The 23,846-nt window shown below is 71.7% G+C and carries 14 protein-coding genes and 6 pseudogenes; 9 read left to right on the forward strand and 11 right to left on the reverse strand.

Going from position 1 to position 23,846, the window contains the following annotated elements:
• Positions 1-19 precede the first annotated feature (19 nt).
• Positions 20-682: pseudogene (locus ACIP4X_RS21825) on the forward strand (IS630 family transposase); the annotation flags it as partial.
• Here ACIP4X_RS21825 and ACIP4X_RS21830 read toward each other — a convergent pair.
• Positions 657-1,001: a hypothetical protein gene (locus tag ACIP4X_RS21830; protein WP_358730652.1), complete on the reverse strand. Its 345-nt coding sequence runs from the start codon at positions 999-1,001 to the stop codon at positions 657-659. The pseudogene ACIP4X_RS21825 and the gene ACIP4X_RS21830 overlap by 26 nt on opposite strands.
• Positions 1,002-1,113: 112 nt before the next feature.
• Here ACIP4X_RS21830 and ACIP4X_RS21835 point away from each other — a divergent pair.
• Together ACIP4X_RS21835 and ACIP4X_RS21840 are read left to right on the forward strand one after the other, a co-directional pair.
• Positions 1,114-1,296: pseudogene (locus ACIP4X_RS21835) on the forward strand (pirin family protein); the annotation flags it as partial.
• A gap of 39 nt (positions 1,297-1,335) precedes the next feature.
• Positions 1,336-1,674, forward strand: a complete 339-nt coding sequence (locus tag ACIP4X_RS21840; protein WP_401350072.1) for a GNAT family N-acetyltransferase — start codon at positions 1,336-1,338, stop codon at positions 1,672-1,674.
• A 90-nt stretch (positions 1,675-1,764) separates the two neighbouring features.
• Here ACIP4X_RS21840 and ACIP4X_RS21845 read toward each other — a convergent pair whose 3' ends face one another.
• The 5 genes and pseudogenes from ACIP4X_RS21845 to ACIP4X_RS21865 form a co-directional block, all read right to left on the reverse strand.
• The gene (locus ACIP4X_RS21845; protein ID WP_358730649.1) at positions 1,765-2,514 is read right to left on the reverse strand and encodes a DUF1080 domain-containing protein; all 750 of its coding nucleotides are present in this window, start codon (positions 2,512-2,514) and stop codon (positions 1,765-1,767) included.
• A gap of 180 nt (positions 2,515-2,694) precedes the next feature.
• Positions 2,695-2,898, reverse strand: a pseudogene (locus ACIP4X_RS21850) (PKD domain-containing protein); the annotation flags it as partial.
• 9 nt (positions 2,899-2,907) lie between these two features.
• Positions 2,908-4,857: pseudogene (locus tag ACIP4X_RS21855) on the reverse strand (ThuA domain-containing protein); the annotation flags it as partial.
• Between the two features lie 6 nt (positions 4,858-4,863).
• A pseudogene (locus ACIP4X_RS21860) lies at positions 4,864-5,796 on the reverse strand (ThuA domain-containing protein); the annotation flags it as partial.
• Positions 5,797-6,099: 303 nt separating this feature from the next.
• A complete protein-coding gene (locus ACIP4X_RS21865) occupies positions 6,100-7,122 on the reverse strand; it encodes a multicopper oxidase domain-containing protein (RefSeq protein ID WP_358730628.1) in 1,023 nt (340 codons plus the stop codon).
• Positions 7,123-7,717: 595 nt separating this feature from the next.
• Here ACIP4X_RS21865 and ACIP4X_RS21870 point away from each other — a divergent pair.
• The 3 genes and pseudogenes from ACIP4X_RS21870 to ACIP4X_RS21880 form a co-directional block, all read left to right on the forward strand.
• Positions 7,718-8,974: pseudogene (locus tag ACIP4X_RS21870) on the forward strand (OmpL47-type beta-barrel domain-containing protein); the annotation flags it as partial.
• 276 nt (positions 8,975-9,250) lie between these two features.
• Positions 9,251-10,432, forward strand: a complete 1,182-nt coding sequence (locus tag ACIP4X_RS21875; protein ID WP_358730630.1) for an ROK family protein — start codon at positions 9,251-9,253, stop codon at positions 10,430-10,432.
• Between the two features lie 222 nt (positions 10,433-10,654).
• The gene (locus ACIP4X_RS21880) at positions 10,655-11,659 is read left to right on the forward strand and encodes a helix-turn-helix domain-containing protein (protein ID WP_358730632.1); all 1,005 of its coding nucleotides are present in this window, start codon (positions 10,655-10,657) and stop codon (positions 11,657-11,659) included.
• A 79-nt stretch (positions 11,660-11,738) separates the two neighbouring features.
• Here ACIP4X_RS21880 and ACIP4X_RS21885 read toward each other — a convergent pair whose 3' ends face one another.
• Together ACIP4X_RS21885 and ACIP4X_RS21890 are read right to left on the reverse strand one after the other, a co-directional pair.
• Entirely contained in the window at positions 11,739-14,795 is a 3,057-nt protein-coding gene (locus tag ACIP4X_RS21885) for a M36 family metallopeptidase (protein ID WP_391454643.1), read from the reverse strand.
• Positions 14,796-14,993: 198 nt separating this feature from the next.
• Positions 14,994-17,558 carry a CHAT domain-containing protein gene (locus tag ACIP4X_RS21890; protein ID WP_401350123.1) on the reverse strand — a complete coding sequence of 855 codons (2,565 nt, stop codon included), beginning with the start codon at positions 17,556-17,558 and terminating at the stop codon, positions 14,994-14,996.
• A 158-nt stretch (positions 17,559-17,716) separates the two neighbouring features.
• Between ACIP4X_RS21890 and ACIP4X_RS21895 the strand changes: the two genes are divergently transcribed.
• The 3 genes from ACIP4X_RS21895 (at position 17,717) to ACIP4X_RS21905 (ending at position 20,297) form a co-directional block, all read left to right on the forward strand.
• Positions 17,717-19,156 (forward strand): S8/S53 family peptidase, encoded by a 1,440-nt coding sequence (locus ACIP4X_RS21895; protein WP_358737811.1) that lies wholly within the window; start codon positions 17,717-17,719, stop codon positions 19,154-19,156.
• Positions 19,157-19,215: 59 nt separating this feature from the next.
• Positions 19,216-19,791 carry a sigma-70 family RNA polymerase sigma factor gene (locus ACIP4X_RS21900; RefSeq protein ID WP_358737809.1) on the forward strand — a complete coding sequence of 192 codons (576 nt, stop codon included), beginning with the start codon at positions 19,216-19,218 and terminating at the stop codon, positions 19,789-19,791.
• Positions 19,792-19,862: 71 nt separating this feature from the next.
• A complete protein-coding gene (locus ACIP4X_RS21905; RefSeq protein WP_358737821.1) occupies positions 19,863-20,297 on the forward strand; it encodes a hypothetical protein in 435 nt (144 codons plus the stop codon).
• A gap of 64 nt (positions 20,298-20,361) precedes the next feature.
• Here ACIP4X_RS21905 and ACIP4X_RS21910 read toward each other — a convergent pair whose 3' ends face one another.
• The 3 genes from ACIP4X_RS21910 to ACIP4X_RS21920 form a co-directional block, all read right to left on the reverse strand.
• Entirely contained in the window at positions 20,362-21,159 is a 798-nt protein-coding gene (locus ACIP4X_RS21910; RefSeq protein ID WP_401350079.1) for an N-formylglutamate amidohydrolase, read from the reverse strand.
• A gap of 89 nt (positions 21,160-21,248) precedes the next feature.
• Positions 21,249-22,409 carry a homoserine O-acetyltransferase gene (locus ACIP4X_RS21915; protein ID WP_358737820.1) on the reverse strand — a complete coding sequence of 387 codons (1,161 nt, stop codon included), beginning with the start codon at positions 22,407-22,409 and terminating at the stop codon, positions 21,249-21,251.
• Positions 22,406-23,776 carry a bifunctional o-acetylhomoserine/o-acetylserine sulfhydrylase gene (locus tag ACIP4X_RS21920; protein WP_401350082.1) on the reverse strand — a complete coding sequence of 457 codons (1,371 nt, stop codon included), beginning with the start codon at positions 23,774-23,776 and terminating at the stop codon, positions 22,406-22,408. The genes ACIP4X_RS21915 and ACIP4X_RS21920 overlap by 4 nt, the downstream gene beginning before the upstream one ends.
• Between the last annotated feature and the right edge of the window lie 70 nt (positions 23,777-23,846).

A 23,846-nucleotide genomic window follows, 5' to 3' on the forward strand; every position in this document is an offset into this window, starting at 1 on the left:
GGTGCGGCATTCGGGTCGGATGGCGAGGATGGGACGGCCGAAGGCCGAGCTGGTGCTGACCGATGATGAACGCGAGACGTTGACCCGCTGGGCCAGGCGCCGGACTTCTTCGTAGGCTCTGGCTCTGCGGTGTCGGATCGTGCTGGAGAGCGCAACTGGCCTGACGAACAAGGACGTTGCGGCCCGTCTGGGTGTCGAGGCGCATACGGTCAGCCCTTGGCGGGCCCGGTTCGTGCGCGACCGGCTGGAGGGTCTGACCGACGAGCCTCGTCCGGGCGGGCCGAGGAAAATCACCGACGATCAGGTGGAAGAGGCGATCGTCAGGACGCTGGAGAGCACGCCGAGGGGCGCCACGCACTGGTCGACGCGGGCGATGGCCAAGGAGGTGGGCCTGTCCCAGTCGGCGATCTCGCGGATCTGGCGGACCTTCGGCCTCAAGCCCCATCTGGTGGACACCTTCAAGCTCTCGAAGGACCCGCAGTTCATCGAGAAGGTCCGCGACGTGGTCGGGCTGTATCTGGCACCGCCCGAGTACGCGCTGGTGCTCTGCATGGACGAGAAGACGCAGATCCAGGCTCTGGACCGGTCGGCGCCGGTGCTGCCGATGATGCCGGGCATGCCCGAGCGGCGCACCCACGACTACGTGCGCGGTGGCGTCACCACCCTGTTCGCCGCACTAGATGGTGGCGCAGCAGCGAGTCCAGGTGCCGCACCGAACTTGGGCTCAGGTCCCGCTGCCCGGCCTTCCACTCCTCGGCGTACTCCTCGAACCGCATCGCCCCGTACACGGCGATCCGCTCCATCCTCGCCTGCGAACGCGGCCCCGCGGCCTTCTTGGCGTTGTAGACCTCCGTCAACCGCCCGATCGCCGCCTCCTGGATGGCAAACCCCGACTCCTCGACCTGCTTGCCCTCCGCCGACCGATACCGGATCTTGTACGGGCGTGGACACTTCGACCACCTCGACCGCGGATGCCCGCACTCCTTGAAAAACGACCCCATCCCACGAACCAACACCTCACGACCCATGGCCGACGAACCCCTCACGACTGATGCTGACGTTTTGCTGACAGTCAGGGCGCCGCAACATCGCTGAGCTGCGGAAACGCCGGTACAGTTCGCTATGTGGTGGAACTTCATCGGGCGCAGCCACGAGGACATCGCCAAGGCCCGGGACGACTGGCAGAACGCCTCCGACCGCTTCGGCGCCGTCGAGGGGTACCCGGGAGACCGGCTTCCCGCCCCCGTGCTGCCGAACGCCGTCATCAGACCGCGCGGGAATCCACCATGCCACTGATCCGCCCGACGTGTCACCGACCCCCCGAGAGGAAACCCGATGAGCCCGTCCTCCAGCTCCGCGACCGTCCGGCGCACGGACGCCAAGCACCGCTACGAGATCCTGGTCGACGGCGAGCGCGCCGGGCTTGCCGCGTACCGCGACCACGGTGACCAGCGCGTCTTCTACCACACCGAGGTCGACGAGGCCTTCGCCGGACAGGGCCTGGCCTCCCGGCTGGTCCGGGAGGCGCTCACCGACGTGCGCGAGTCCGGGAAGCGGGTCGTGCCCGTCTGCCCGTACGTGGCCGGGTTCCTGAGGAGGCACGAGGAGTTCGCCGACATCACCGACCCCGTGACCACCGAGATCGAGCGCTGGCTGGATGGCCAACTGGGCTGACCGCCCGCACGAGCAGCGGGAGAGCGGCGGGAAAAGGGGAGAGCCGGGCCCGGGGCTGCCACCCCGGGCCCGGCTCCTACTGCTGTCCGGCTACAGACCGCGTACCCGGATGTTGCGGAACTCGATCAGATCGGTGTCGCTGTGGTTCTGCAGCCCCACGTACCCGCTGAGGAACTGGCGCAGGTCCGTGGGCGGGTCACCCGCACGGGACGACGACTTGCCGGGCGTGTTGTCGAACTCGTTGATCACCACGCCGTTGCGGATGATCGTGTAGTGCTGTCCGACCGCACGCACCTCGTAGTCGTTCCACTGGCCCTTCGGGGTCACCCCCGCCTTGTCCAGGCCCAGCGACTTGAAGTTGTAGACGGAACCGGTCTTCTGGACCTCGCCCGCGGCCCCGTCGTAGATCTGGATCTCGTGGCCGCAGTAGATCGCGACCCACTCGGGCGCGGTGCGGGCCGAACCGACCGTGCCGCAACTGCCGTCCGGGCGTTCCGCCAGCGGTGTCCTCGGGTCCGGGAACCGGACGAAGACCCCGCTGTTGGCGTTGGCGCTGCCCGGCGCCACATCACGGAACTGGAGCCTGACCGAGAAGTCCTTCAGCTCCTGCTTGGCATACCACAGCATGCCCATGCCTCCGGAGCTGCGGATGGTGCCGTCCGGCTGGAGCGAGAACTTGCCCGCTCCGGCCTGCCGCCAGTCGGCCAGACTCGCCGCGGTCCCGTCGAAGATGGGCTTGTACCCGGCGACCTTGCCGATCTCGCTCTGCGCCGCCGCCTTGCTGATCGCCGACGACTCGCGGTTGTCGAGGACGCCCTGCTTGCGGAGGTCGTTGACCACGGCGTTGACGTGGCTGACGAACTCCCCGTGGTTCGGCCAGGAGACCTCGTCGTCGATCAGGTCGTTGACGGTGCAGCCGCCGCCGGCCCCGTGGTTGGTGACGCCCGTGTCGGTGTCCAGCAGATGGACGGTCGGCCGGGCGTCGGGAGCCGGGCAGCCGGCCTTGGCGTCGAACGTCGCCGTGGCCTTCTCGCCGTCGGCGTAGGTGACGGTCAGCTTTGCGTGGTACGTGCCGTAATCGCCGTACGTGTGCGCCGGGTTGGCCTCGTGCGAGGGCTTGCTGCCGTCGCCGAAGTCCCACTCCCAGGCCACGCCGCCGGTCCTGGCGCTGGAGAACTCCACCGTCTTCGGCTTGCTCTGGGTGACCACCCGCGCCCCGGCGTCCTGCGGCTTCGGGGTGGCCGGGCCGCCCTGGTAGGTGATGCGGACGAGCTTCTGGTTGTTGTCCAGGCTGAAGAAGCCGCCCGCGTAGTCGAGCATGTACAGGGCGCCGTCGGGACCGAACTTGGCGTCCATCCAGCTCTGCATCTGGGTGGCGCCGCCGCCCGGCGCGATGATGCTGCGCAGGTCCTCGCCGAAGGCGGGCGCGCCCTGGTCCTTGACGCGGTCGGGGTCGAGGGTCACCGCGACCCGGTTGTTGGCGTTTGACTCGTCACCGATGAACCACTTGTCCTCCCAGTAGGCCGGCCAGGCGACACCGCTCTTGGTGTCCACCTGGGAGCGGTGGTAGGTCGGACCGGACATGACGGCCTGGCCGCCGCCCTTCAGGTACGGCTGGGTGTAGGTGGCCTCGCTGTCGACGTAGCTGGGCACGCCGCTGCCGTCGGAGCGCTCGGGGAACACCGGTCCGCCGCCCTGGGGCGAGTACCAGATCATGTTGTCGCGGGCCGGCGGGATGTCCGCCAGGCCGGTGTTGCGCGGCGACTCGTTCTTGAGGTGGTCGCAGTCGTACCAGCCGGTGAGGACCTTGGCGTCGGTGCTGCTGCGGTCACGGTAGGGCTGCCGGTTGCCCATGCAGTACGGCCAGCCCTGGTTGCCCGCGGAGGTGATGACCGTGGCCGTCTCGTACTTGGCCGGTCCCAGGTCCGGGCTGGAGGCTCCCGCGTCGGGACCGACCCAGCCGGCGTTCAGCCAGTTGTGCACCGGGTCGACGGAGAGCCGCGCGATGTTGCGGACACCCATCACGTAGATCTCCGGGCGGGTCTTGTCCGTGCCCGGCGCGAAGAGGTTGCCCTTGGGGACGGTGTAGGTGCCGTCGGCCTCGGGGTGGATACGGATGATCTTGCCGTTGAGGTCGTTGGTGTTGCCGGAGGTGCGGCGTGCGTCCTGGAACGAGACGCCCTTGTAGTCCTGCGTCCAGTTGTTCCCGGAGTAACCGTCCGACCCGCCGGAGGAGTTGTTGTCGCCGGAGCCGATGTACAGGTTGCCGTCCTTGTCGAAGGACATGCCGCCGCCGGCGTGGCAGCAGCTGTGGATCTGGGCGTCCCAGTGCAGCAGGTCCTTGCGGGTTCCCTGGTCGATGGACTCGGACGCGAAGTCGTAGGTCAGCCGGGAGACCGTCCGCTGACCGATCCGCTTGTCGCGGTCGATCGACTCGTGCGGCATCCAGTAGACGTAGATCCAGCCGTTCTGCTCGAACTTCGGGTCGAGGGTGATGCCGACCAGGCCCTCCTCGTTCTTGACCAGTTCGTCGCCGCTGCCCCGGTTGCCCATCACGTCGAGCGTGGTGAGCAGCTTGACCTTCTTGGTCTTGGGGTCCCACTGGTGGATGGTGCCGCAGCCGAGGCCCACCTTGGGGTTGTTCCAGTCGACGATCGGGCCGGACGGGCAGGCGGCCTTGCCGATGTAGAAGGCCTTGCCGTCGGGGGCCATGGTGAGACCGTGCGGCTCACCGATCTGGTCGAGCTGCCCCGCCTGGTTCTGGGCGGTCAGCCGCTCCGTCCTGTAGTTGGACGCGATGGTCGCCTGGCAGTCGCCGCGCACCATGCCGGTGGTCCACTGGATGGCGCCGAGGAGGTGGCTCTGGAACTTCGTGTCGGTGGTGTAGCTCTCCTCGGTGCGGCCCATGCCGGTGTAGAAGGACCGGCCGCCGTCGTAGTCACGGCACCACGAGATGGGATGGAACGGGCCGTTGGCGCCGGTGCCCGGCTTGTACTTCCACTCCTCGACCTGGGCGACGGTGTGGACCTTGCCGATCGGGTTGGGGTCCCAGTTGATCCACTGGTCGGAACGGGTCCAGTTCAGCGGCAGGCCCTTGTTGGCCGGGTGCCGGCGGTCCGTCACGTCGACGACCGCCTGCTGGACCTTGGAGGCCTGCGGAGGCGTCGGGTTGGCGTTGAACAGGCGCAGCTCGGCCAGCTGAATCAGCGGCTCGCCGCCGTTCGCGGTGATCTCCAGCCGGTAGTGCTGATAGGCCTGACTGTTGGAGAACTGGAACTGCCTCGTCTGGAACCGCGACGGGAAGGTCTCGCCGCTCCGGGTGTCCAGGGTCGTCCAGCTCTCGCCGTCCTGCGAACCCTGGAGCTTCCAGTCCCTCGGGTCCCGTCCCTGGTAGTCATTGGCGGACGTCAGCGCGTAGTTGACCACCGCGACCGGCTTGTCCAGCTTCATGGTGACCCAGGCGGTCGGCGTGCGGGCCAGCCACTTGGTGTCGTCCCTGCCGTCGAACAGCTTGTCCTTGGTCTCGCTCGGAGGGTTCTCCGAGTTGACCGCGCTCTCAACGACCTTCTCGGCGTCGGGCAGGCCCAGCGCCGGGCGGGTGCCGATCAGCCCGGTGAACCAGGAGGAGTCGGACTGTGCCCGGGCGGCGTCGTGGACGCCGACGAAGCCACCGCCGTTGTTGATGTACGACTGGAACGCGGCCTCCTGCTCGGCGTTGAGGGTCACACCGTCGGCCGACAGGAACACCACCCCTCGGTACTTGGCGAGGCCGGCGGTGGTGAACACGCCCGTGTCCTCGGACTCGACGACCTTGAACCCGTTCTTCTCGCCGAGGTTTCCGATCGCCGCCGCGGCCTTCTTGACCGGGTCGTCCTGCTTGGCGGCCGGCCCGTGGAAGACCAGGACGTTCACCTGGCTCCCGGCGCCGCCCTCGCTGTTCTCCGCGGGTGGCTGCGCGTTCGCCTGCGCGGCCGGCAGCGCCGACAGTCCCACGGTCAGCGCGGCGCTGGACAGCAGGACGACGGCGCGGCGCCAGGACCACGCGTGACGAGCGGTCCGCACCGGACGCGACGGCGGTGCTCCGCTGCGTCGTGAGAGGGCGAACCGGTCTCTCTTGCCCATGGTTGCTCCTTGACTCGATCCGACAACGGAAGAGTGGTCAGGGGATGGAGCGAGGGCTGCCGCGGACGCCCCGCCCGGCTTTTTCGCCGGACGCGGCGGATTCCGGCGGGCGGTCACGATGCCCGGAGGGGACGGGGTGCCGGAGGAACGAGGACGGGTTCGCCTCAGGTCCTTCACGGGTCAGGACCGGCCGGCGGCAGTCGTACACGCCCGTCGGACCGTCAGGTGGAACGACGGGCGTGGCTTTTTTTGGGGGGCGTGGCTCGGGGGCGGAGCCCGGATCGAGGGCTCCGCCGCTGCCCTCTAGTGGTGGTGCATGTCGTCGGAGGCCGTGCCGTCGGGCTCGGCCATGTGGTGGGGCATGCCACCGGGGACCGAGCCGTCGGCCTCGGTCACGAGGAAGACACCGGCCATGCCCATGTCCGAGTGGCTCTGGACGTGGCAGTGGTACATCCAGGCACCCGCGCCGACCCGGTCACCCGCGACCACCTGGAATCCGAAGGAGTCCGCCGGTCCGACCGTCTTGGTGTCGATGACCCGGCTCACGTCCTGCGGACCCTGGAGGATGCCGGTGCGGTTGTCCACCCAGCGGTGGCCGTGGATGTGCCAGGTGTGGAAGAACTCGCCGTGTGTGATCACGACGAACTCCACCCGCTCACCGCGGACGGCCTTGAAGGTGGGCGCGTCGTGGGGGCCCCGGTTGTTGATCGTCATGTCGTTGAACACGACCGTGAACTGCTTGTCGGGCAGCACGTCGCCCTTGCGGCGCACGATCACGGGGCCGTAGAGGCCCTTCTTGATGCCGCCCGTGCCGTGCTCGGTCCCCACGTTGTGATCGTGGTAGTGCCAGTAGCCGGCACTGCCGGCCTCCCATGTCCCGCCCTGGTTCGACGGGGCGTGGGTGCGCCACACGTAGGTCCGCCGGCCGCCCGGTTCGACGACGCTGTCGTTCATCCTGGTGCCGTCGCTGGCGACGTCGTAGTCCATGCCGTGCACGTGCAGACTCGCGGCGACGTCCAGGTTGTTGACGACCTCGATGTTCATCGTGTCGCCCTCGGTCAGCTCGATGAGCGGGCCGGGGATCGTCGCTTCCCCGGGTTTCAGGCCGTAGCCCATTTCCCCGTTCGGCAGCTTCTCCATGTACAGGGTCAGGTTGCGGACGGTGCCCTTGTTGTTGCCCTGACCGTTTCCCTCCACCGGTTTGTCCTTCGGGGCGGCGGCGGTCGCGGTGATGCCGAGCACCGTGGGTACGACCGCGGCGGCGGCCGCCCCGGTGGCGAAGGCCCGCCGGGAGAAGCGTCTGGTACCTGCGCCTGAGTCGGTCATCGTTCTCCAATCCTCGGAACGCGTGCGGGCCCGAAGGCGTCGCGTGGTCGTGATGTGAGCCGTCGCCGACGGCAGCCGTCCCGTCAGGGCGGTGTGCGGTGGTGCGCCGCGCGTTCGGGCCCGCGGGGCCCGCGGGACGGTCGCCGGATCGGCCTGCCGGTGAGGCCGTCCGACTCGGCTCGATGTGCCGGATACGGCGGGGGATCGGGTCGGCTGGGCGAACGGGGTTCGCCTCGGGACCGCATCACCGTAGCGGGCGCCCCTCCAGTTTTTCCAGACTCAGGTCAAAGTTGGTTGGATTGTGGCCATAGACCTTGGCGGGTCGTCAAAAGCCCGGTAGCTTCCCAGCGTTGCCGCACTCCGCGAGAGGTGGGGCCGCGTGACCCTGCGAGAGGCCGGGTCCGCGGGACTGGCCCCCTCGACGCGCTCCATCCCGGCGGCTGGTCGTCCACTAGACGGGACCGCGAGTGTCCCTGCGCGGTGCCGCACAAGCGAATTCGCGAAAGGTGCAGCGGTGTTCAGAAGACTGCTCCATGCCCAGACGGATCCGCCCCGCTCAGGATCGGCGCCACGCAAACGGTTCCGCGCACACCCGGTGCTGGTGGCGCTGGTGACGGTCGTCTTCGCGGCCTTCTCGCTGGCCGTGCCGGCCGCGTACGCGGCGGTGGGCCGCGGGTCGGAGAAGGCGGCGGCCCAGGTGCTCACCTGGACGGCCGGCGACGACTACACGAAGTACACGTCGGCCCCCACCACCGCGGTGGCGGGACCGGCGACGATCGTGTTCGAGAACAGCGCGGCCACCGGCAACACGACCGGAATGCCGCACACGTTGACGTTCGACGTCTCGAACCCCGACTACAACAACGATCTCAGCCTCAACATCCAGGCGAGCCCCTTCGACTCCAACAACGGCAAGTACACGGCCGAGGTCGTCCTCAAGCCCGGCGTGTACCGCTACTTCTGCGCGATGCCGGGCCACCAGTCGATGACGGGCCAGCTCGTCGTCACCCCCGCACCCGACGAGGGCGACACCACCGCACCCGAGACATCGGCGACGGTGTCCGGCACGAAGGACGGGTCCGGCAACTATGTCGGCAGCGCGACGGTGACGGTGTCGGCTTCGGATGCCGAGTCGGGTGTGGCGAGTGTGGAGTACGCGTTGGACGGTGGTGCGTTCACCGCGTATGCGAAGCCGGTTGTGGTGAGTGAGGTCGGTGCGCATGTGTTGGCGTATCGGGCGTCGGACAAGGCGGGGAACGCGTCGGCGGTGAAGTCGGTGGAGTTCACCGTGGTGGCGGCGGAGCCGGAGGACGTGACGCCGCCGGAGACGTCGGCGTCGGTGTCGGGGACGAAGGACGCGTCCGGCAACTACGTGGGCAGCGCGACCGTGACGGTGTCCGCCTCGGACTCCGGTTCCGGTGTCGCCGGGATCGAGTACTCCCTCGACGGCGGCCCCTATCTCCAGTACGCGGAACCGGTGGTGATCGACAGGGCCGGTAGCCACACGCTCCTCCACCGGGCCACCGACAAGGCCGGCAACACGTCCACGCCCAAGTCGCTGTCCCTGACGGTCGTCGACAGCGAGCCGCCGTCCGACTGTCCTGAAAGGGACGACCGGGCCACCGTGTTCGTCGGCTCGATCAACACCGGTGTCCCCAACCGTGTGACCGCCGGCGGCTGCACGATCAACGAGCTGATCGAGGACCAGAAGGCCTGGGAGAACCACGGTGCGTTCGTGTCGCACGTCGGAAAGGTCGTCCAGACGCTGCGGGACGAGGGCGTCATCGACCAGCGCGAGGCCGCCGAGATCAAGAAGGCAGCCGGCCAGTCCGACGTGGGCAAGCCCAACCGCGGGCCCTCCGGCGCGTGAGTCACGGCCAGGGCGGTGACCCCGCCTGAACCGTGAGCCCTGGCGGGCCGCGCCACAAGCCCGCCAGGGCCCCCTTCGGCACCGGGCTCCGGACACTGCCGCGCACGGCTTTGTCCATCGGCTGATGAAAGTACCCCACGTCAGTGCACAAGTTTCTTTCATCGGTGGCGGCTCGGTGCTACGGTCCTCCTCAAAGTCGTGCCCCCCTGTGCCGGGCATGCGTACGGTTCTTGCCACGACGGGGGCGGCGTGAGGTCTATGACGGCTCGACCGGCCAATCTTCACCAGGCCCGGCTGCTCCGCCTCCTGCGTGACCTCGGCCCGCAGTCCCGGGTCGCCCTCGGGGAGCGGGTCGAGCTGTCGCGCTCCAAGCTCGCCTTCGAGATCGACCGGCTCCTGGAGACCGGGCTGGTCGTCCAGGACGGCCTGGCCGCCTCCCGCGGCGGCCGCCGCTCGCACAACGTCCGCGTCGCCCCGTCCCTGCGGTTCCTCGGCGTGGACATCGGCGCCACCTCCGTGGACGTCGCGGTCACCAACGCCGAGCTGGACGTCCTCGGCCACATGGCCGAACCGCTGGACGTGCGCGAGGGCCCGGTCGCCGTCTTCGAGCGAGTGCTCGCCCTGGCCGGCAAACTGCGCGAGGCGGGGCTGGCGGAGCACTTCGACGGCGCCGGGATCGGCGTACCGGGACCCGTCAGCTTCCCCGAGGGCGTCCCCGTCGCGCCGCCGATCATGCCCGGCTGGGACGGCTTCCCCGTACGCGAGGCGATGAGCCAGGAACTGGGCTGCCCCGTCCTCGTCGACAACGACGTGAACCTGATGGCCCTGGGCGAGCAGCAGGCCGGCGTCGCCCGGTCGGTACGCGACTTCCTGTGCGTGAAGCTCGGCACGGGCATCGGCTGCGGAATCGTCGTCGGCGGCGAGGTGCACCGCGGTGTCACCGGCAGCGCCGGCGACATCGGCCACATCCAGGCGGACCCGGACGGGCCGCGGTGCGCCTGCGGCAACATCGGCTGCCTCGAGGCGTACTTCGGCGGCAGCGCCCTCGTCCGCGACGCGACCGCGCTCGCCCAGTCCGGCCGCTCGACGGAGCTGGCCGGACGGCTGGAGGCGGCCGGAAGGCTGACCCCCGAGGACGTGTCGGCCGCCGCCGGTGCCGGGGACGCCGCGTCCCTGGAGCTGATCCGCATGGGCGGACGGCGTACCGGTCAGGTCATCGCCGGCCTGGTCAGCTTCTTCAACCCCGGCCTCGTGGTCATCGGGGGAGGGCTCACCGGGCTGGGCCACAACCTGCTGGCGAGCATTCGCACCCAGGTCTACCGCCAGTCCCTGCCGCTGGCGACCGGCAACCTGCCGATCGTCCTCGGCGAGCTCGGCCATGCCGCGGGCGTCGTCGGCGCCACCCGGCTGATCAGCGACCACATCTTCTCGCCGGCCTGACCCACTCGGCCTGACCCGCTCGGCCTGACCCACCCGGCCCGGCCCGCGTCACCCGGCCGGATGGGCCGGACCGGTCACCTCGGACGCGCCGGACCGCGCCGTTCGCGTACTGGCGCGAGTGGACGGTGACACGTCAAGATCTTCTCCTCAGGGCGGCTCCGACCGGCCGTGAGCCGGTACCGGTGAGGTCCCGGCGCACGACCGGAGGAGGAGAGGAGCGACATGTTCGAGACCGCGAATTTCGACTCCGTGGAAGTACGTGCGTACCGCAGCCTGGTCAGGATGCCCGAGGCCACACCGTCCCAACTCGCCCGCCGTCTCGGTCTGTCCGGACGCGAGGCGGCCAGACTCCTCGACACACTGGAGGCCAAGGGGCTCGTGTGCCGCGCAGAGGGCTCGGCACACCGCTTCCGTGCGTCACCCCCCGATCTGGCGCTCGGTCCGCTGCTGCTCAGCCGGCAGCAGGAGTTGCAGGCCGCGCGCTCGGTGATGGCGAAGCTCACCGAGGAGTACCGTCACCAGACCCGGCGCCGGGGCTCGGCCGAGACGGTTGAGACGGTGACGGGGGCGCGGGCGATGGTCCGGACGTTCGACCAGCTTCAGCGCGGCGCCCAGGCCGAGATCCTGGCGCTGTGCAAGCCGCCGAACGTGGCGGTGCCGTCGCGCGGCAACGACACCCAACTGGAGTTGCTGGCCTCGGGGGTGACGTACCGCGCGGTGTACGAGCGGTCGGCGCTGGAGGTGCCGCCCGAGGTGTACCGGATCCGGGAGTTCGTCGAGGGCGGTGAACAGGCCCGGGTCGCCGCGGAGGTTCCGGTGAAGATGGTGGTCGCCGACCGGCAACTGGCCATGCTGGTGTCCCCGTTGGCACGCGCCTCGGACGCGGGCGGCCCGGCGGGCGATCCGCCGTCCGCCGTTCTGGTCCGGCCCGGCGCGCTGCTCGACGCCCTGATCGCGTTCTTCGAGAGCCTGTGGGCGGGCGCCTCGCCGCTGGTGCTCACCGAGGACGGGCTGGTCGGCGAGAGGGAGTCCGACCGGACCCCTCCGCCGGAGGACCTGCTCCTGCTGTCGCTGCTGCTCACCGGTCTGACGGACACCGCCATCGCCGGACAGCTCGGCACGAGCCTGCGCACCGTCCAGCGCCGCATCCGCGACCTGATCGAGTTCGCCGGGGTCCGGACCCGGATGCAGCTCGCCTGGGAGGCCTCCCGCCGCGGCTGGCTGTGAGGCCCGGGTCGCACCACCGCGATGCCCGGGCTTCACCGCCGTGCGGCTCCGGTGCTCGCGCACCGGAGCCGCCGGGGGATCACTTCTCGAAGACCTGGAACTCCGCGGCCCGGACGTTGAACGCCGCCGGGGAACCGGTGGCGCAGTCCGTCACGTTGTTCGGGTCGTTGTCCTGCTTGCCCGCGTAGGCCGGGTTGCCCACGCACTGGTTGGTGATCGTCTCGATCCGCAGGTCGGTGGCCGAGGTCGCCGGGATGTCGAAGCTGCGCATGACGAGGTCCGGTGCCGCCGGGCGCGGCTTCGGCGCGTCGAACGCGTCCGCCGGGCTGAGATAGACGACGTGGAACTGCTTGGGCTGGGAGCAGTCGACGGTCGCGGTGCGGGTGCAGGCCGAGACCTCGAACTGGCGCAGCGCCGAGAAGCGGCTCTGGCTGCCGGTGTCGCCGCCCGGGTCCTTGCTGTCCGTCGGCCGGTTGATGGCGCTGACCTGGATGCGGCGGACCTTGGTCGGGCCGTCGACGGCCAGGTGGACGTTGACGCCCTTGCCGGTCACCGAGGTGCCCGTCTTGTCACCGACGTACGCCCAGTTGGTGCCCTCGTCGTCGTCGATGAGCCTGGCCGCGTTGAACCCGTCGCCGGTCGCGGTGGCGCCGGCCGCCGCCGAGGCGAGGTTGGGCTGCATCTTCACCTTGACGGTCTGCTTGGAGGCGTCGTCGACCTGGAAGTCGAACCGGGTCAGACCGTAGCCCGGGGCGACCGCGATGGCGTCGTAGTGGCCCTTGGTGAACAGCGCCTTCTTGTCGAGGTCGGTCGTGGTGCCGGCGATCGGCGTGGTCCGGGCGCTGAACTTGCCGATGTAGATGCGGGCGTTGGGGATCTCGTCGCCGGTGTTGACCACCTTGAAGGTGATGTTGCCGTTGACGCCGGTCGGGGTGGCGAAGTCCGCGTGCGGCCGGGTGTCGCTGGTCGAGGTGGCGGTGGCGTCGATGCCCATGCCGCGCTTCGCGAACGCGCCCCACATGACGTCGAGGTCGGCGCCGTGATGGCGGATCTTGTCCGCGGCGAGCATCGCGTCACGGGCGTCGATCATGGTGATCTTGCCCGTGCCCATCAGCAGGTACGAGTCGAACATCAGCTGGACCCAGCGCCGGCCGCCGCCGCAGTCGTCGACCGAGGTCTTGCCGGCCGCGCACGAGGCGAGGACCTTCTTGGCCGGCTCGCCGTACTTGCCGACGAGCGCCTGACGCACCTCGTACTGCACGGCGTTCCAGATCTCGCCGTCCGAGTGGACCTCCGGACCGCCCATGTCGTAGCCGAAGTTGGAGTAGTTGAGGGGGCTCTTGTCGATGGCGAAGTTGCGGATGCCGCGCTCGTTGTTGTTGGTCACGTACGGTCCGACCACCCACGGGTCCACGCCGTCCGGGACCGCGCCGGTCTCGATCAGCCGCTCGGTGGCGACCAGGTCGCTCCAGGACTCGCCCATCGAGCCGCCGTGCGTACCGGAGATGCCGGAGGTGCCGCCGCCGATCATGCGGTTGGTGATGGCGTGGGTGTACTCGTGGCCGATGACGGAGGCGTCGAAGTCGCCGTCGGCGCAGCGTCCGTAGAAGGCCCCGGCCTGCGGCTGCCACAGGTACATGTTGGTCAGCGCCACACCGCCGTCGGCGCCGGTGCTCTGGTTGGCGTTGTTGCGGGTGGCGGGGTTGCTGCCGCCGGAGCGGGCCACGCCCATCTCCGGGTCGCCGCCCTTGCCGCCCAGGTCGTAGTTGTCGTGCTGCATGTTCCACGTCTTCTCGGTGAACCCGAGGTGGTACGAGAAGTCGTGCATCACGTTGTGCTGGGCGAACAGGTTGCCGATCGCCGCGTCGCGGTCCGGCTTCGCGGGGTCGGTGAGCACCTTCGGGTCGCAGCCGGTGGCGTGCCAGGCGTCGGTGTAGGAGTAGTCGTAGGCCCGGTCGGCCCGCACGTCCGGGGTGATGCCGAGCCAGTTGCGCCCGGTGGCCGTCAGACCGTCGCTGGCGAAGGCGTTGGCGCCCAGTGTGGTGCCCAGCTTGTAGGAGCCGCCGTAGGTGCCGCCGCCCTCACCGGAGGCGATGTCCCAGGCGTGGTGCGGAGTGCCCGGCGCGGAGTCGCTCATGACGCGGTCGCAACCGGGCGCGGCCGTCCAGCACCAGGTCTCGCGGGTGTCGGCGGAGGAGTCGTTCAGCGGGGGAGAGAAGGGGAAGACTTTCCATTGCGGGTTGCCGTCGTGGCCGTCCGCGACCCCGTCCTCGACCAGGGACCGACGGGCCAGCACCTCGCCGGTACGGGCGTCGACGACGCTGTCGTACAGCTCCGGCTCCTCGCCGGCCGCACCGGCCTGCACCTGGTAGGCCGAGCGGACGGTGCCGTCGGGGTCGGCGATCACGACGGGGCGTACGAGCTGCGGTCCGGACAGTCCCGAAGCCTCGAACTTGCGCCACTTGTCGGTACTGTCCGCCGCGGACAGCTTGCCGGGCGCCAGGGCGACGTCGGCCAGCGCGGCCTTGATGGCGTCCTGCTCCGACAGGGTCGCCGGCTGCGGCGTGCCGGTGACCGGGGCCAGGGCGCCGGTGACGCTGACCACGGTGCCGTCGACGACACCCACGGAGATCTGGCCGTCCCGGGCGAACGGCTTGCCGTCCACCTCCTGGGCGAGCAGCACCGCGGCACCCTTGCCGATCGGGGTGCTCGACACCAGCTTGAGATCGTCGACCTGGGCGGCCGGGATGCCGAACAGGTCGGCGTTGGCCTTCAGATAGGCGCGGGCGGTCTGCTCGGGCCTGGTCGGCAGCCCCTTCGCCAGGGCGGTGCCGTCGCCCTCCGGCACGACCGTGGTCGGGGTGCCGTACCGGCTCCAGCTCACCCGGGCGGCGGCCTTGGCCGCCGCGCCTCTGGCCTTGGACGACGGGGCTCTGTCGGCGCCCGGCAGGTCCTTGTCGGGTTTGCCGTGGTGGTGGGCGCCGGTCATCCCCGAACCGGAGCCCGAGGACGAATTTCGCGCCGGGCCCGGGTCGGCGCCGGCGGTCGGTGTCTGGATGACCGCGACGATGCAGGCCGTGGCCAGCGCCAGGACGGTCCGCCGTGCACGTGTGGAGCGTGTGGAGTAAGTGCGCACTCGTACCCCTCTCCTCAAGAAGGGCCGGACAGGGATTGCCCGTCCGGCACCCGCGGAGAGTGGCACGCGGCGCGAGGCGACAGGAATGATCGTGCATGGCGGAAACATGACAATGCACAGTTCCGCCACAGGTTGCTCCCGGGTGCTCCACGGTGAACCGTGCCGTCCGACCGTCACGAGCCGTGCCGGCCGCCTGTCTCAAGCCGCGCCGAACGCCGCGAAGGCCCACCCCGTCGCCTGGTGGGTCGCGTCGCCCGGAAGGGCGGTGCGGGCGTCGCGGAGTGCCTCGGCCAGGGACAGGCCGGCGTCCAGGCCCTTGTGCAGCGCGAGCATCAGGGGGACCACGGCCTCGTCGTTCACGGGGGCGCTGCACGCCACCACCCCGGCGGTGCCCAGCGGCAGCAACGCCGTGACCAGGCCCAGAAGTTCGTCGGCCCCGACCGAGGCGAAGCGGGCGGTGTCGCAGCAGGACAGGATGATCCGGAACGGGCTGCGGTCCAGGCGCTCGAAGTCGTGCACGATCAGCGGTCCGTCGGCCATCGTCAGCGACGAGAACAGCGGGCTGTCCGCGCGGAAGGTGCCGTGCGCGGCGATGTGCGCGAGCGCGGCCCCGTCCAACTCCCGCAGCACCCGCGACACATGCGCCTCGTCCTCCTCCAGCACGGTCGGCGCGCCGTAGCGGTCGGCGAGTTCGGGCACCTCCGCGCCCCCGGTCGCGAGACCCGGCCCGCGCACCAGCACCCGGCGGCCTCCGGGAGGCGGCTGCGTCTCGTGGGCGCGCAGCCAGCTGCTCGCCGACGGCGACACGCTCAGCACCCGCTCCCGCAACGACGGCAGCAGCGCCCACGGCACCCGGTGCAGCGAGCCCGGCGGCACCACCACGACAGGTCCGGAGCCCAGTCGGCGGGCGGCCGGTCCGAGCAGCAGCTCCTCCAGACGGCGCCCCGCCGCCTCCACCAGCGGCAGCCGGGCCGCCGCCCCCGGATGGGCCAGCCGTCGCAGTCCGGCCTGCACGTGCTCGGCCTCGGTCACCGCGTCCGCGAGCAGCCCGGCCTCGAAGCGCCGTACCCGTCCCTCCCCGCACAGCAGCACGTGCACCCGCCCGTCCAGCACGGCCAGTTCGACCAGCCGCGCGTCCCCGAGCCGAGCCAGCAGCCGGCCGGGGCCGAACCGGTCGCCGCCGCCGGGCGCCTCGCCGCGCAGGCGCAGGGTGCGCGAGCGGATCTCCCGTTCCAGGCGCCGCTGTTCGCGTTCCAGGGCGGGCACCGGGTGGCCGTCCTGGCGGGCGTCCTGCGCACGGGCGGCGATCTCGCGGAAGGCGGTCAGCCCGCTGAGCAGAGTCGGGTCGGCGGGCGGCCGGGTGGGCGGCGCGGACAGCACGGTGGCCCGCCAGCGCTCGCTCCACACCAGCAGCCGCCGCGGCTCACCGGAGGCGAGCGCCGCCTCCTGGGCCAGCGCGGCCAGTTCGGCGCCCTGCGCGGTCGCGCGGGCCCGCAACTCCGAGGCGCCCAGCGTCATCCGGTGGTCGTCGAGGACGTCGAGCCCGCGCCGGCACGCCTCAAGGACGCCGCGGCGGGAACCGGCCGCCCGCGCCCGCAGCGCCTGCGCCGCCCAGCCCGTCATCCGGGCGAGCGGCGGCCCGCCGAACCGGCTGCGCGCGGCGACCGCGAGGTGGCTCTCGGCGTCCGCGGGCCGGCCCAGGGCGAGCGCGATACGGCCCGCCAGCAGGGACGCCTCAGGCGCGGCCGGCGAGCCGAAGGAGGCCAGCCGCTCGGCGACCGCCGCGGCGTCCGCGACCAGCCGCCCCGAGCGGCGCCCGTCGGCCACCCGCGCCTCGATCAGCACCAGCCGGGCGTGCGTCTCCCACCAGGCGCGCCGCTGCCCCGCGAACAGCCGCACGGCGAGCGCCGCGCGCGCGGTCGCCGTGTGCGGGTCGTCCGCCAGACGAGCGGCCCGGGCCGCGGCCAGCAGCAGTTCCGCCTTGCGGGTCGACTGCCCGCCGATACCGTCCAGTTCGGCGATGGCCGCGTCCGCCCCGGCCAGTGCCTCGGGGGCGAGACCGGCCGCCATCAGGACCTCGCAGCGCCTGATGTCCAGCATGAACGTCGGCGTGCCGAGCTCGGCGTACCGCTCCTCCGCCTCGTCGAGGAGCCGTAGCGCCGCCGGGATGTCGCCCTGCCGGAACGCCGCCAGGCCCCGGCTCTCCACCGCGTCGGCCTTGTCGTGCTCCTGGCCGGTGGTGTCCCACAGCGTCTGAGCCGCGGTGAAGTCGGCGTCCGCGCGCTCCACCGCGCCCAGCGCCAGATGCACGGTGGCCCGCAGCGTCAGCGCCCGCGCCGTCCAGATCACGTCGCCCGCCTGCCGCAGTACGGGAATCGCCCTCCGTACGTCCTCCAGCGCCTCACGATGGCGGCCCAGCACCCACCACACGTACGCCCGCCGGAACAGCACCCGCGCCCGGGTGTGGCCCGCCCCGCGCGCGACCCCGCGCTCGAACGCCGCGAGACCCTGCCGCGTACGCCCCGCGTGCACCAACGCGACCCCCAGCGTGGCCAGTACGTCGGCCTCCCGCTCTGCCGAGTCGGCGCGCGCCGCCAGGTCCCGGGCCCGCCGCAGATGCCGCAGCGCCAGCCGTGTGTCGCCGAAGTCCCGCTGCCAGATGCCGATCACCTGGTGCGCCACGGATCCGTGCAGCGGCGGCGGAGCGGAATCCAGCAGCCCGCGGGCCCGCGCCAGGGCCTCGCCGGGCGCGGCGAACACCATGGGCAGCAGTTCGAGGACCGAGTCGCTTCCCGCTGTCACCTGTCGGATGGTAGTGGCCTGGTGAGGCCCCTGGAACCGGCGCACACCCGTCGGCGCTGTATCAGGGGAGAGCCACATGGCTCAGACTGACGACCGTCGCACCAACCGGAGGGCACGCCATGGCACCTCAGCGATTCCGCGAGCAGTTCGCCCAGATCCAGCGCTCGATGCCGGACGTGCCGCTGGCGATGGGCCCGGACGACGCGGCCGAGTTCTGCTACGAGAAGGGCGTCGTACTCGCCCGCGACGGCGAGGAGGCCCGGATGGTCGAGGACACCGTCCGCGCGCACTTCGCGGCGGCGCCCGACCTGACCGCGGACCGTGTCCGCCGGGCGGGCCCGGAGACCAACCGCACCGGAGTCACCCGTATCCAGGTCGGCGACCCGGGACGCGGCGACCGCGGCGGCGACCTCGCCGTCACGCACGCGCTGCGCGCCCTGCGCGAGCCCGAGGGCAGAACCGGACGGCGGCTGGTCAGCCGCAACCACGTGGTGTCGATCGCGTCCGTCAACGCCTGCCCCGGCGACGAGCCGGTGCCCGCCCCGTTCGCCGAGGGCCCCAACCCGGCGCCCGCCGAGACCCCCTACGACGAGGACACCGCCGTCGGCGTCCTCGTCGTCGACACCGGCCTCATGCACGACTACCGCTCGGTCCCGGCGCTGGCCCACGTCCAGGGCGACGCGCAGGAGCGGGAGACCGACGACGCGGGCGTTCTCCAGCAGTACGTCGGACACGGCACGTTCATCGCCGGACTGGTCGCGGCCGTCGCCCCGAACACCGACATCACCGTGCGCGGCACCCTCAACGACGCCGGCGCCATCCTGGAGTCCGACTTCGGCCACCGGCTGTTCGAAGCCGTCGACGCGGGCGGCTGGCCCGACATCCTCAGCCTGTCCGCGGGCACCCCGAACGGCCGCACCGACGGACTGCTCGGACTGGACGGATTCATGCGCGAACTGCGCGACAACGGAACCCTGTTGGTCGCGGCCGCCGGCAACAACGCCAGTGGCACCCCGTTCTGGCCCGCGGCCTACGCCGGCCTGCCGGGCTTCACGGAGTCCGTGCTGTCGGTCGGCGCCCTGCGCGGTGACGGCGAGTACGGCGCCTGCTTCAGCAACCACGGCTCCTGGGTGCGGGTGTACGCCCCCGGCGAGCGGCTGACGAGCGCCCTCACCGGCTTCGAGACGCCCGTGCCGTACGTCTACCAGCACTCCACCTACGAGGCCTGCCGGTTCGGCTTCGCCTACGCCTGCACGTGCCAGTCACCGCGGCACACCGGAGTGCTCAGCGAGGCGGAGCAGAGCCGGCCGGCGCAGGCGGACCGGGTGGTGTTCGAGGGCTTCGCGCAGTGGAGCGGCACCTCCTTCGCCACTCCGGTGGCGGCGGGCATGATCGCGGCACACATGAGCGCGCACAAGGAGCGCGACCCGCGCGCGGCCCGGCGCCAACTGCTGGAGGCGAACACCGAGTACGCGGAAGTACGCGGGGCGCACGTCCCGGCGCTGCGCCCGCCCACCTGGCGCCCGGTCCCCGTCGTCCGGCTCACCCCGTCGGCATGAGGTCCGGAACCCTCCCCTCCACGGCGTACGATGACTTGCCGTATTCGAGGGGTGAGTCAGTGGATCGCGCAGAGGTCGGCGTGCTCGTCCAGTCCGCCGTCGACGGTGACGCGGCGGCCTGGAAGGCACTGGTGGAGGGGCTGAGCCCGCTGGTGTGGTCGGTGGTGCGCGCGCACCGGCTCTCGGACGCCGACGGGCACGACATCTACCAGACCGTGTGGTTCCGCTTCGCCCAGCACCTCGGGCGGATCCGCGAACCCGAGAAGGCCGGTTCGTGGCTGGCGAGCACCGCCCGCAACGAGTGCCTGAAGACGCTCAGGAGCCTGAGCCGGCTGACGGTGACGAGCGATCCGCAACTGCTGGACCGGGTCAGTGAGGACCGCACGCCCGAGCAGTCGCTGCTCGACTCCGAGGAGGCCGCCGCGCAGAGCGAGCGGATCCGCAGGCTGTGGCAGGAGTTCGAGAAACTCGGCGACCGCTGCCGCCAGTTGCTGCGGGTGCTGATCGCCTCGCCGCCGCCCAGCTACCAGGAGGTGTCAGCGGCCCTCGGCGTCGCCGTGGGCAGTATCGGACCACTGCGCCAGCGCTGTCTGCGGCGCCTGCGCGCACGACTCGACGCACGGGGGACAGTGTGAGCGGCAACAACCACGACGACCGCACCGGCGACGAACTCCCCCTCGGGGACGGGACGTCCGACGAGGAGGACATGGCCGCGGAGCTGCTGGAGGAGGAGTTGCGGCAGGCCGTCGCGATCCTCGACCCGGTGCCCCACGACCTGCGTCAACTCGCCATCGAGGCATTCGCGTTGCGCGACCTCGACGCACGGATCGCCGAGCTGACCTTCGACTCGCTGGTCGACGCCCTTCCGGTCCGGGGCGCGACGGACACACCGCGGATGCTGACCTTCCAGGCCGGTGAGCTGACCGTGGACGTCGAGGTCACCGGGGACGGGCTGATCGGGCAGGTGATGCCGCCGCAGCCGGCCCGGATCGAGGTCCTGGCGGGCCCGCGACGGCAGGTCCCCGCGCTCACCGCCGACGGACTGGGCCGGTTCAGCGGCGACGCTCCGCCCTCCGGCCCGTTCGCGCTGCGGCTGCGCGCGGGCGCCGAGGTCGTCGTCACGGAGTGGCTGCGGGCGTGACCGGGTCCGTGTCGCCCTGACCGAGCCCGCACCGCGTGACACGCGGTGCGGGCTCCCGCCGGATTCAGCGGACCAGACCGTCGACCAGGGCTGCCAGTGCCCCGGCGAGCCGGTCCAGCCCCGGACCGGCGGGACCGCCCGGCTCGGTCATGTACGTGTCCCGCCGGATCTCCACCATCAGGGCGCCGACGCGGGCGTCCTCGCCGTGGAACTCCAGCGGTACGTAGGCGCCGCTGAACGGGCTGTCCAGGCCCGTTCCGCCGCAGCGCGCGAACGCCGCCCGCGCGAGCCCGGTCAGCTCGGGCGGGGTGTGGAAGGAGTCGGTGCCCAGGCACACGGGCGGCCGCGGGCCCTCGCCGTGCAGCTCGTAGGGGAGCGCGGCGCCGGGGTAGGAGTGCACGTCGATGATCACGGCACGCCCGGTGGCGGCCAGCCGGTCGGCGACGGCCTTCGTCATCGCCTCGGCGTACGGCCGGAAGTACCGCTCGATCAGCGGCTCCGGGTCGGTGCCCGAGGGCCGCAGGACCTCCCGGTGCGTGGTCCGCGTGTACACCGCGCCCATCCCGGCGGCGAGCATCTCCTCCCGCTCGTCCGGGAACCGCTCCGGGTCCACCACCAGCCGCGACAGCCGGTTGACGAACCGCCACGGGGTCAGCCCCGCCAGCCCGGCCGCCGCCTCGGCGATCCGGTCGGTGTACGCGTCGGTGATGTGGTCCAGCTCCCGCTCCAGCTCCGCGTCGTCCAGCACGATCCCGGCCCGGACGGCGGCCGGTATCGCCCGCGCCGCGTGCGGCACATGCAGGATCACCGGCGACTCGGCGGCGCCGGGCAGCAGTTCGAACGACGGCGGGGTGTCGTGCATGCTGCTGTTCCTGTCTCTCTTCGCGTCGCCACGCGCATCTCGGCGCCATGGCCACACTTGATCCTGCCGCACCCCACTGACAACGCGGCTCAGCCCGCCCCCAGCAGCTCCCGGACCAGCCCTCCCACCTGCTCCGTCTCGATCAGGAAGCCGTCGTGGCCGTACGGCGACTCGATCACCCGGAGCCGGTCGGCGCCCGGGATGCCGTCGGCCAACTCGGCCTGCTGAACGAGCGGGTAGAGACGGTCGGAGTCGACCCCGGCCACCACCGTGGGAGCGGTCACCCGGCGCAGGGCGGCGCGCACACCACCCCGGCCACGGCCGGCGTCGTGGGCGTTCATCGCCTCGGTCAGGACGACGTAGCTGGCCGCGTCGAACCGCCGCACCAGCTTGCCCGCGTGGTGGTCGAGGTAGGACTCCACCTGGTAGCGGCCGCCGCGCCACGGATGCTCCGCGCCCTGTGGCGAACGGCCGAAACGGAGCTGGAGTTCGGGCTCGCTGCGGTAGGTGACATGGGCCAGCCGACGCGCGAGCCCCAGACCGGCGTGCGGTCCGAGGCCGGTGTCGTGGTAGTCGCCGCCGCGCCAGTGCGGGTCGCCGCGGACGGCCTGCGACTGGATGTTCGCCCAGGCGATCTGCTCCGCGCTCGCCGCCGCCGTCGTGGCGAGCAGCAGCAGCGCGCCCGTGCGCTCGGGGTACGACACCGCCCATTCCAGCGCCCGCATCCCGCCCATCGAGCCGCCGGCCACCAGGGCCCACCTCTCGACGCCGAGGGCGTCCGCCAGGTGCCGTTCGGCCGCCACCTGGTCCCGCGGGGTCACGAACGGGAAGGCCCCGCCCCAGCACCGCCCGCCGCCGGGCCGCGGCGAGGCCGGTCCCGTACTGCCCTGGCAGCCGCCCAGCACGTTCGGCGCCACGACGAACCACCGGTCGGTGTCCAGCGCCCGGCCCGGCCCGACCAGCCCCTCCCACCAGCCCGGCGTGGGATGACCGGGCCCGGCCGGCCCGGCGACATGGCTGTCACCGGTGAGCGCGTGCAGCACCAGCACCGCGTTGGAGCCGTCCGGAGCCAGGCGGCCCCACGTCTCGAACGCCAGCCGCACGCCTGGGAGTTCACCACCCGCCTCCAGCGGCAGCGGCCTGTCGAGCGCGTGCCACCGACGGCGCCCCGGCGGGTCCCCCGCCCGCCAGGCCCCGGAGGCCGGCGGGCGGGGGAACGCGTTGGCGGGGGAGGCGAGCACGCTGTTCAGGACGCCGCCTTGGCCGCGCGGAAGCCGGCCTCCAGATCGGCCTTGAGGTCCACGAGGCTCTCGATGCCGACCGACAGCCGCACCAGGCCCGGCGCGGTCCCGGTCGCCGCCAACTGCTCCTCGTCCAGCTGGCTGTGCGTGGTCGACGCCGGGTGGATGATCAGGCTCCGTACGTCGCCGATGTTGGCGAGATGGCTGAACAGCTCCACCCCGTCCACGAACCGCTTGCCCGCCTCGACCCCGTCGCGCAGCTCGAAGGACACCACGGCGCCCGCGCCCCGCGGCAGATACCTGCGCCCCGCCTCGTACCAGGGGCTGGAGGGCAGTCCGGCGTAGTGGACCGCCGACACCTCGTCGCGCCGCTCCAGCCACTCCGCGAGGGCCTGCGCGTTGGCGGAGTGCCGCTCGATGCGCAGGCTCAGCGTCTCCACGCCCTGGAGCAGCAGGAACGCCGAGTGCGGGGACAGCGCGGGGCCCAGGTCGCGCAGCAGCTGCACCCGCAGCTTGGCGGCGAACGCGCCGGGCCCGAGTGCAGGCCAGTAGCGCAGACCGTGGTAGCTGGGGTCGGGCTCGGTGAAGTCCGGGAAGCGGTCGGCGTGCGCGCCGAAGTCGAACGTGCCGCCGTCCACCACGACCCCCGCGATCGCGGTGCCGTGCCCGCCGAGGAACTTGGTCGCCGAGTGCACCACGACGTCCGCGCCGTGCTCGATCGGGCGCAGCAGGTAGGGCGTGGGCACCGTGTTGTCGACGATCAGGGGCACGCCCGCCGCGTGCGCCACGTCGGCGACCGCCCGCACGTCCAGCACGTTGCCGCGCGGATTGCCCAGCGTCTCTGCGAACAGCGCCTTGGTGTTCGGGCGGACCGCCGCCCGCCAGGCGTCCGGGTCGTCGGGGTCGTCCACGAACGACACCTCGATGCCGAACTTCGGCAGGGTGTGCCGGAACAGGTTGTAGGTGCCGCCGTACAGCGACGTGCTGGAGACGACGTGGTCGCCGGCGCGCGCGACCGTCAGCAGCGCGAGCGTCTCCGCGGCCTGCCCGGAGGACAGCGCCACCGCGGCGACCCCGCCCTCGAGCGCCGCGATCCGCTGCTCGAAGACGTCCTGGGTGGGGTTGTGGATGCGGGTGTAGATGTTGCCGGGTTCGGCGAGCGAGAACAGGTCGGCGGCGTGCCGGGTGTCCCGGAAGACGAACGAGGTGGTCTGGTAGATCGGCGTCGCCCGCGCGCCGGTCGCCGGATCGGGCACGGCCCCGGCGTGGACCTGCCTGGTCTCGAACGACCAGGCGGAGGTGTCGGGCCCGGCGGACGCCTCGTCGGGCGTGTGACCTGCGGTGACGGCGTCGATGGGCTGCGTGGGGTCGCTCATGGTGCTCCTCGTACGAAGTGCGGTGGCGCGGAAGGCCACGGATGTGCCGCGGGTCCCGGGCGCGGCGTGC

Origin of the sequence: Streptomyces sp. NPDC088817 (assembly GCF_044750345.1) — a bacterium.
Taxonomy (GTDB): domain Bacteria; phylum Actinomycetota; class Actinomycetes; order Streptomycetales; family Streptomycetaceae; genus Streptomyces.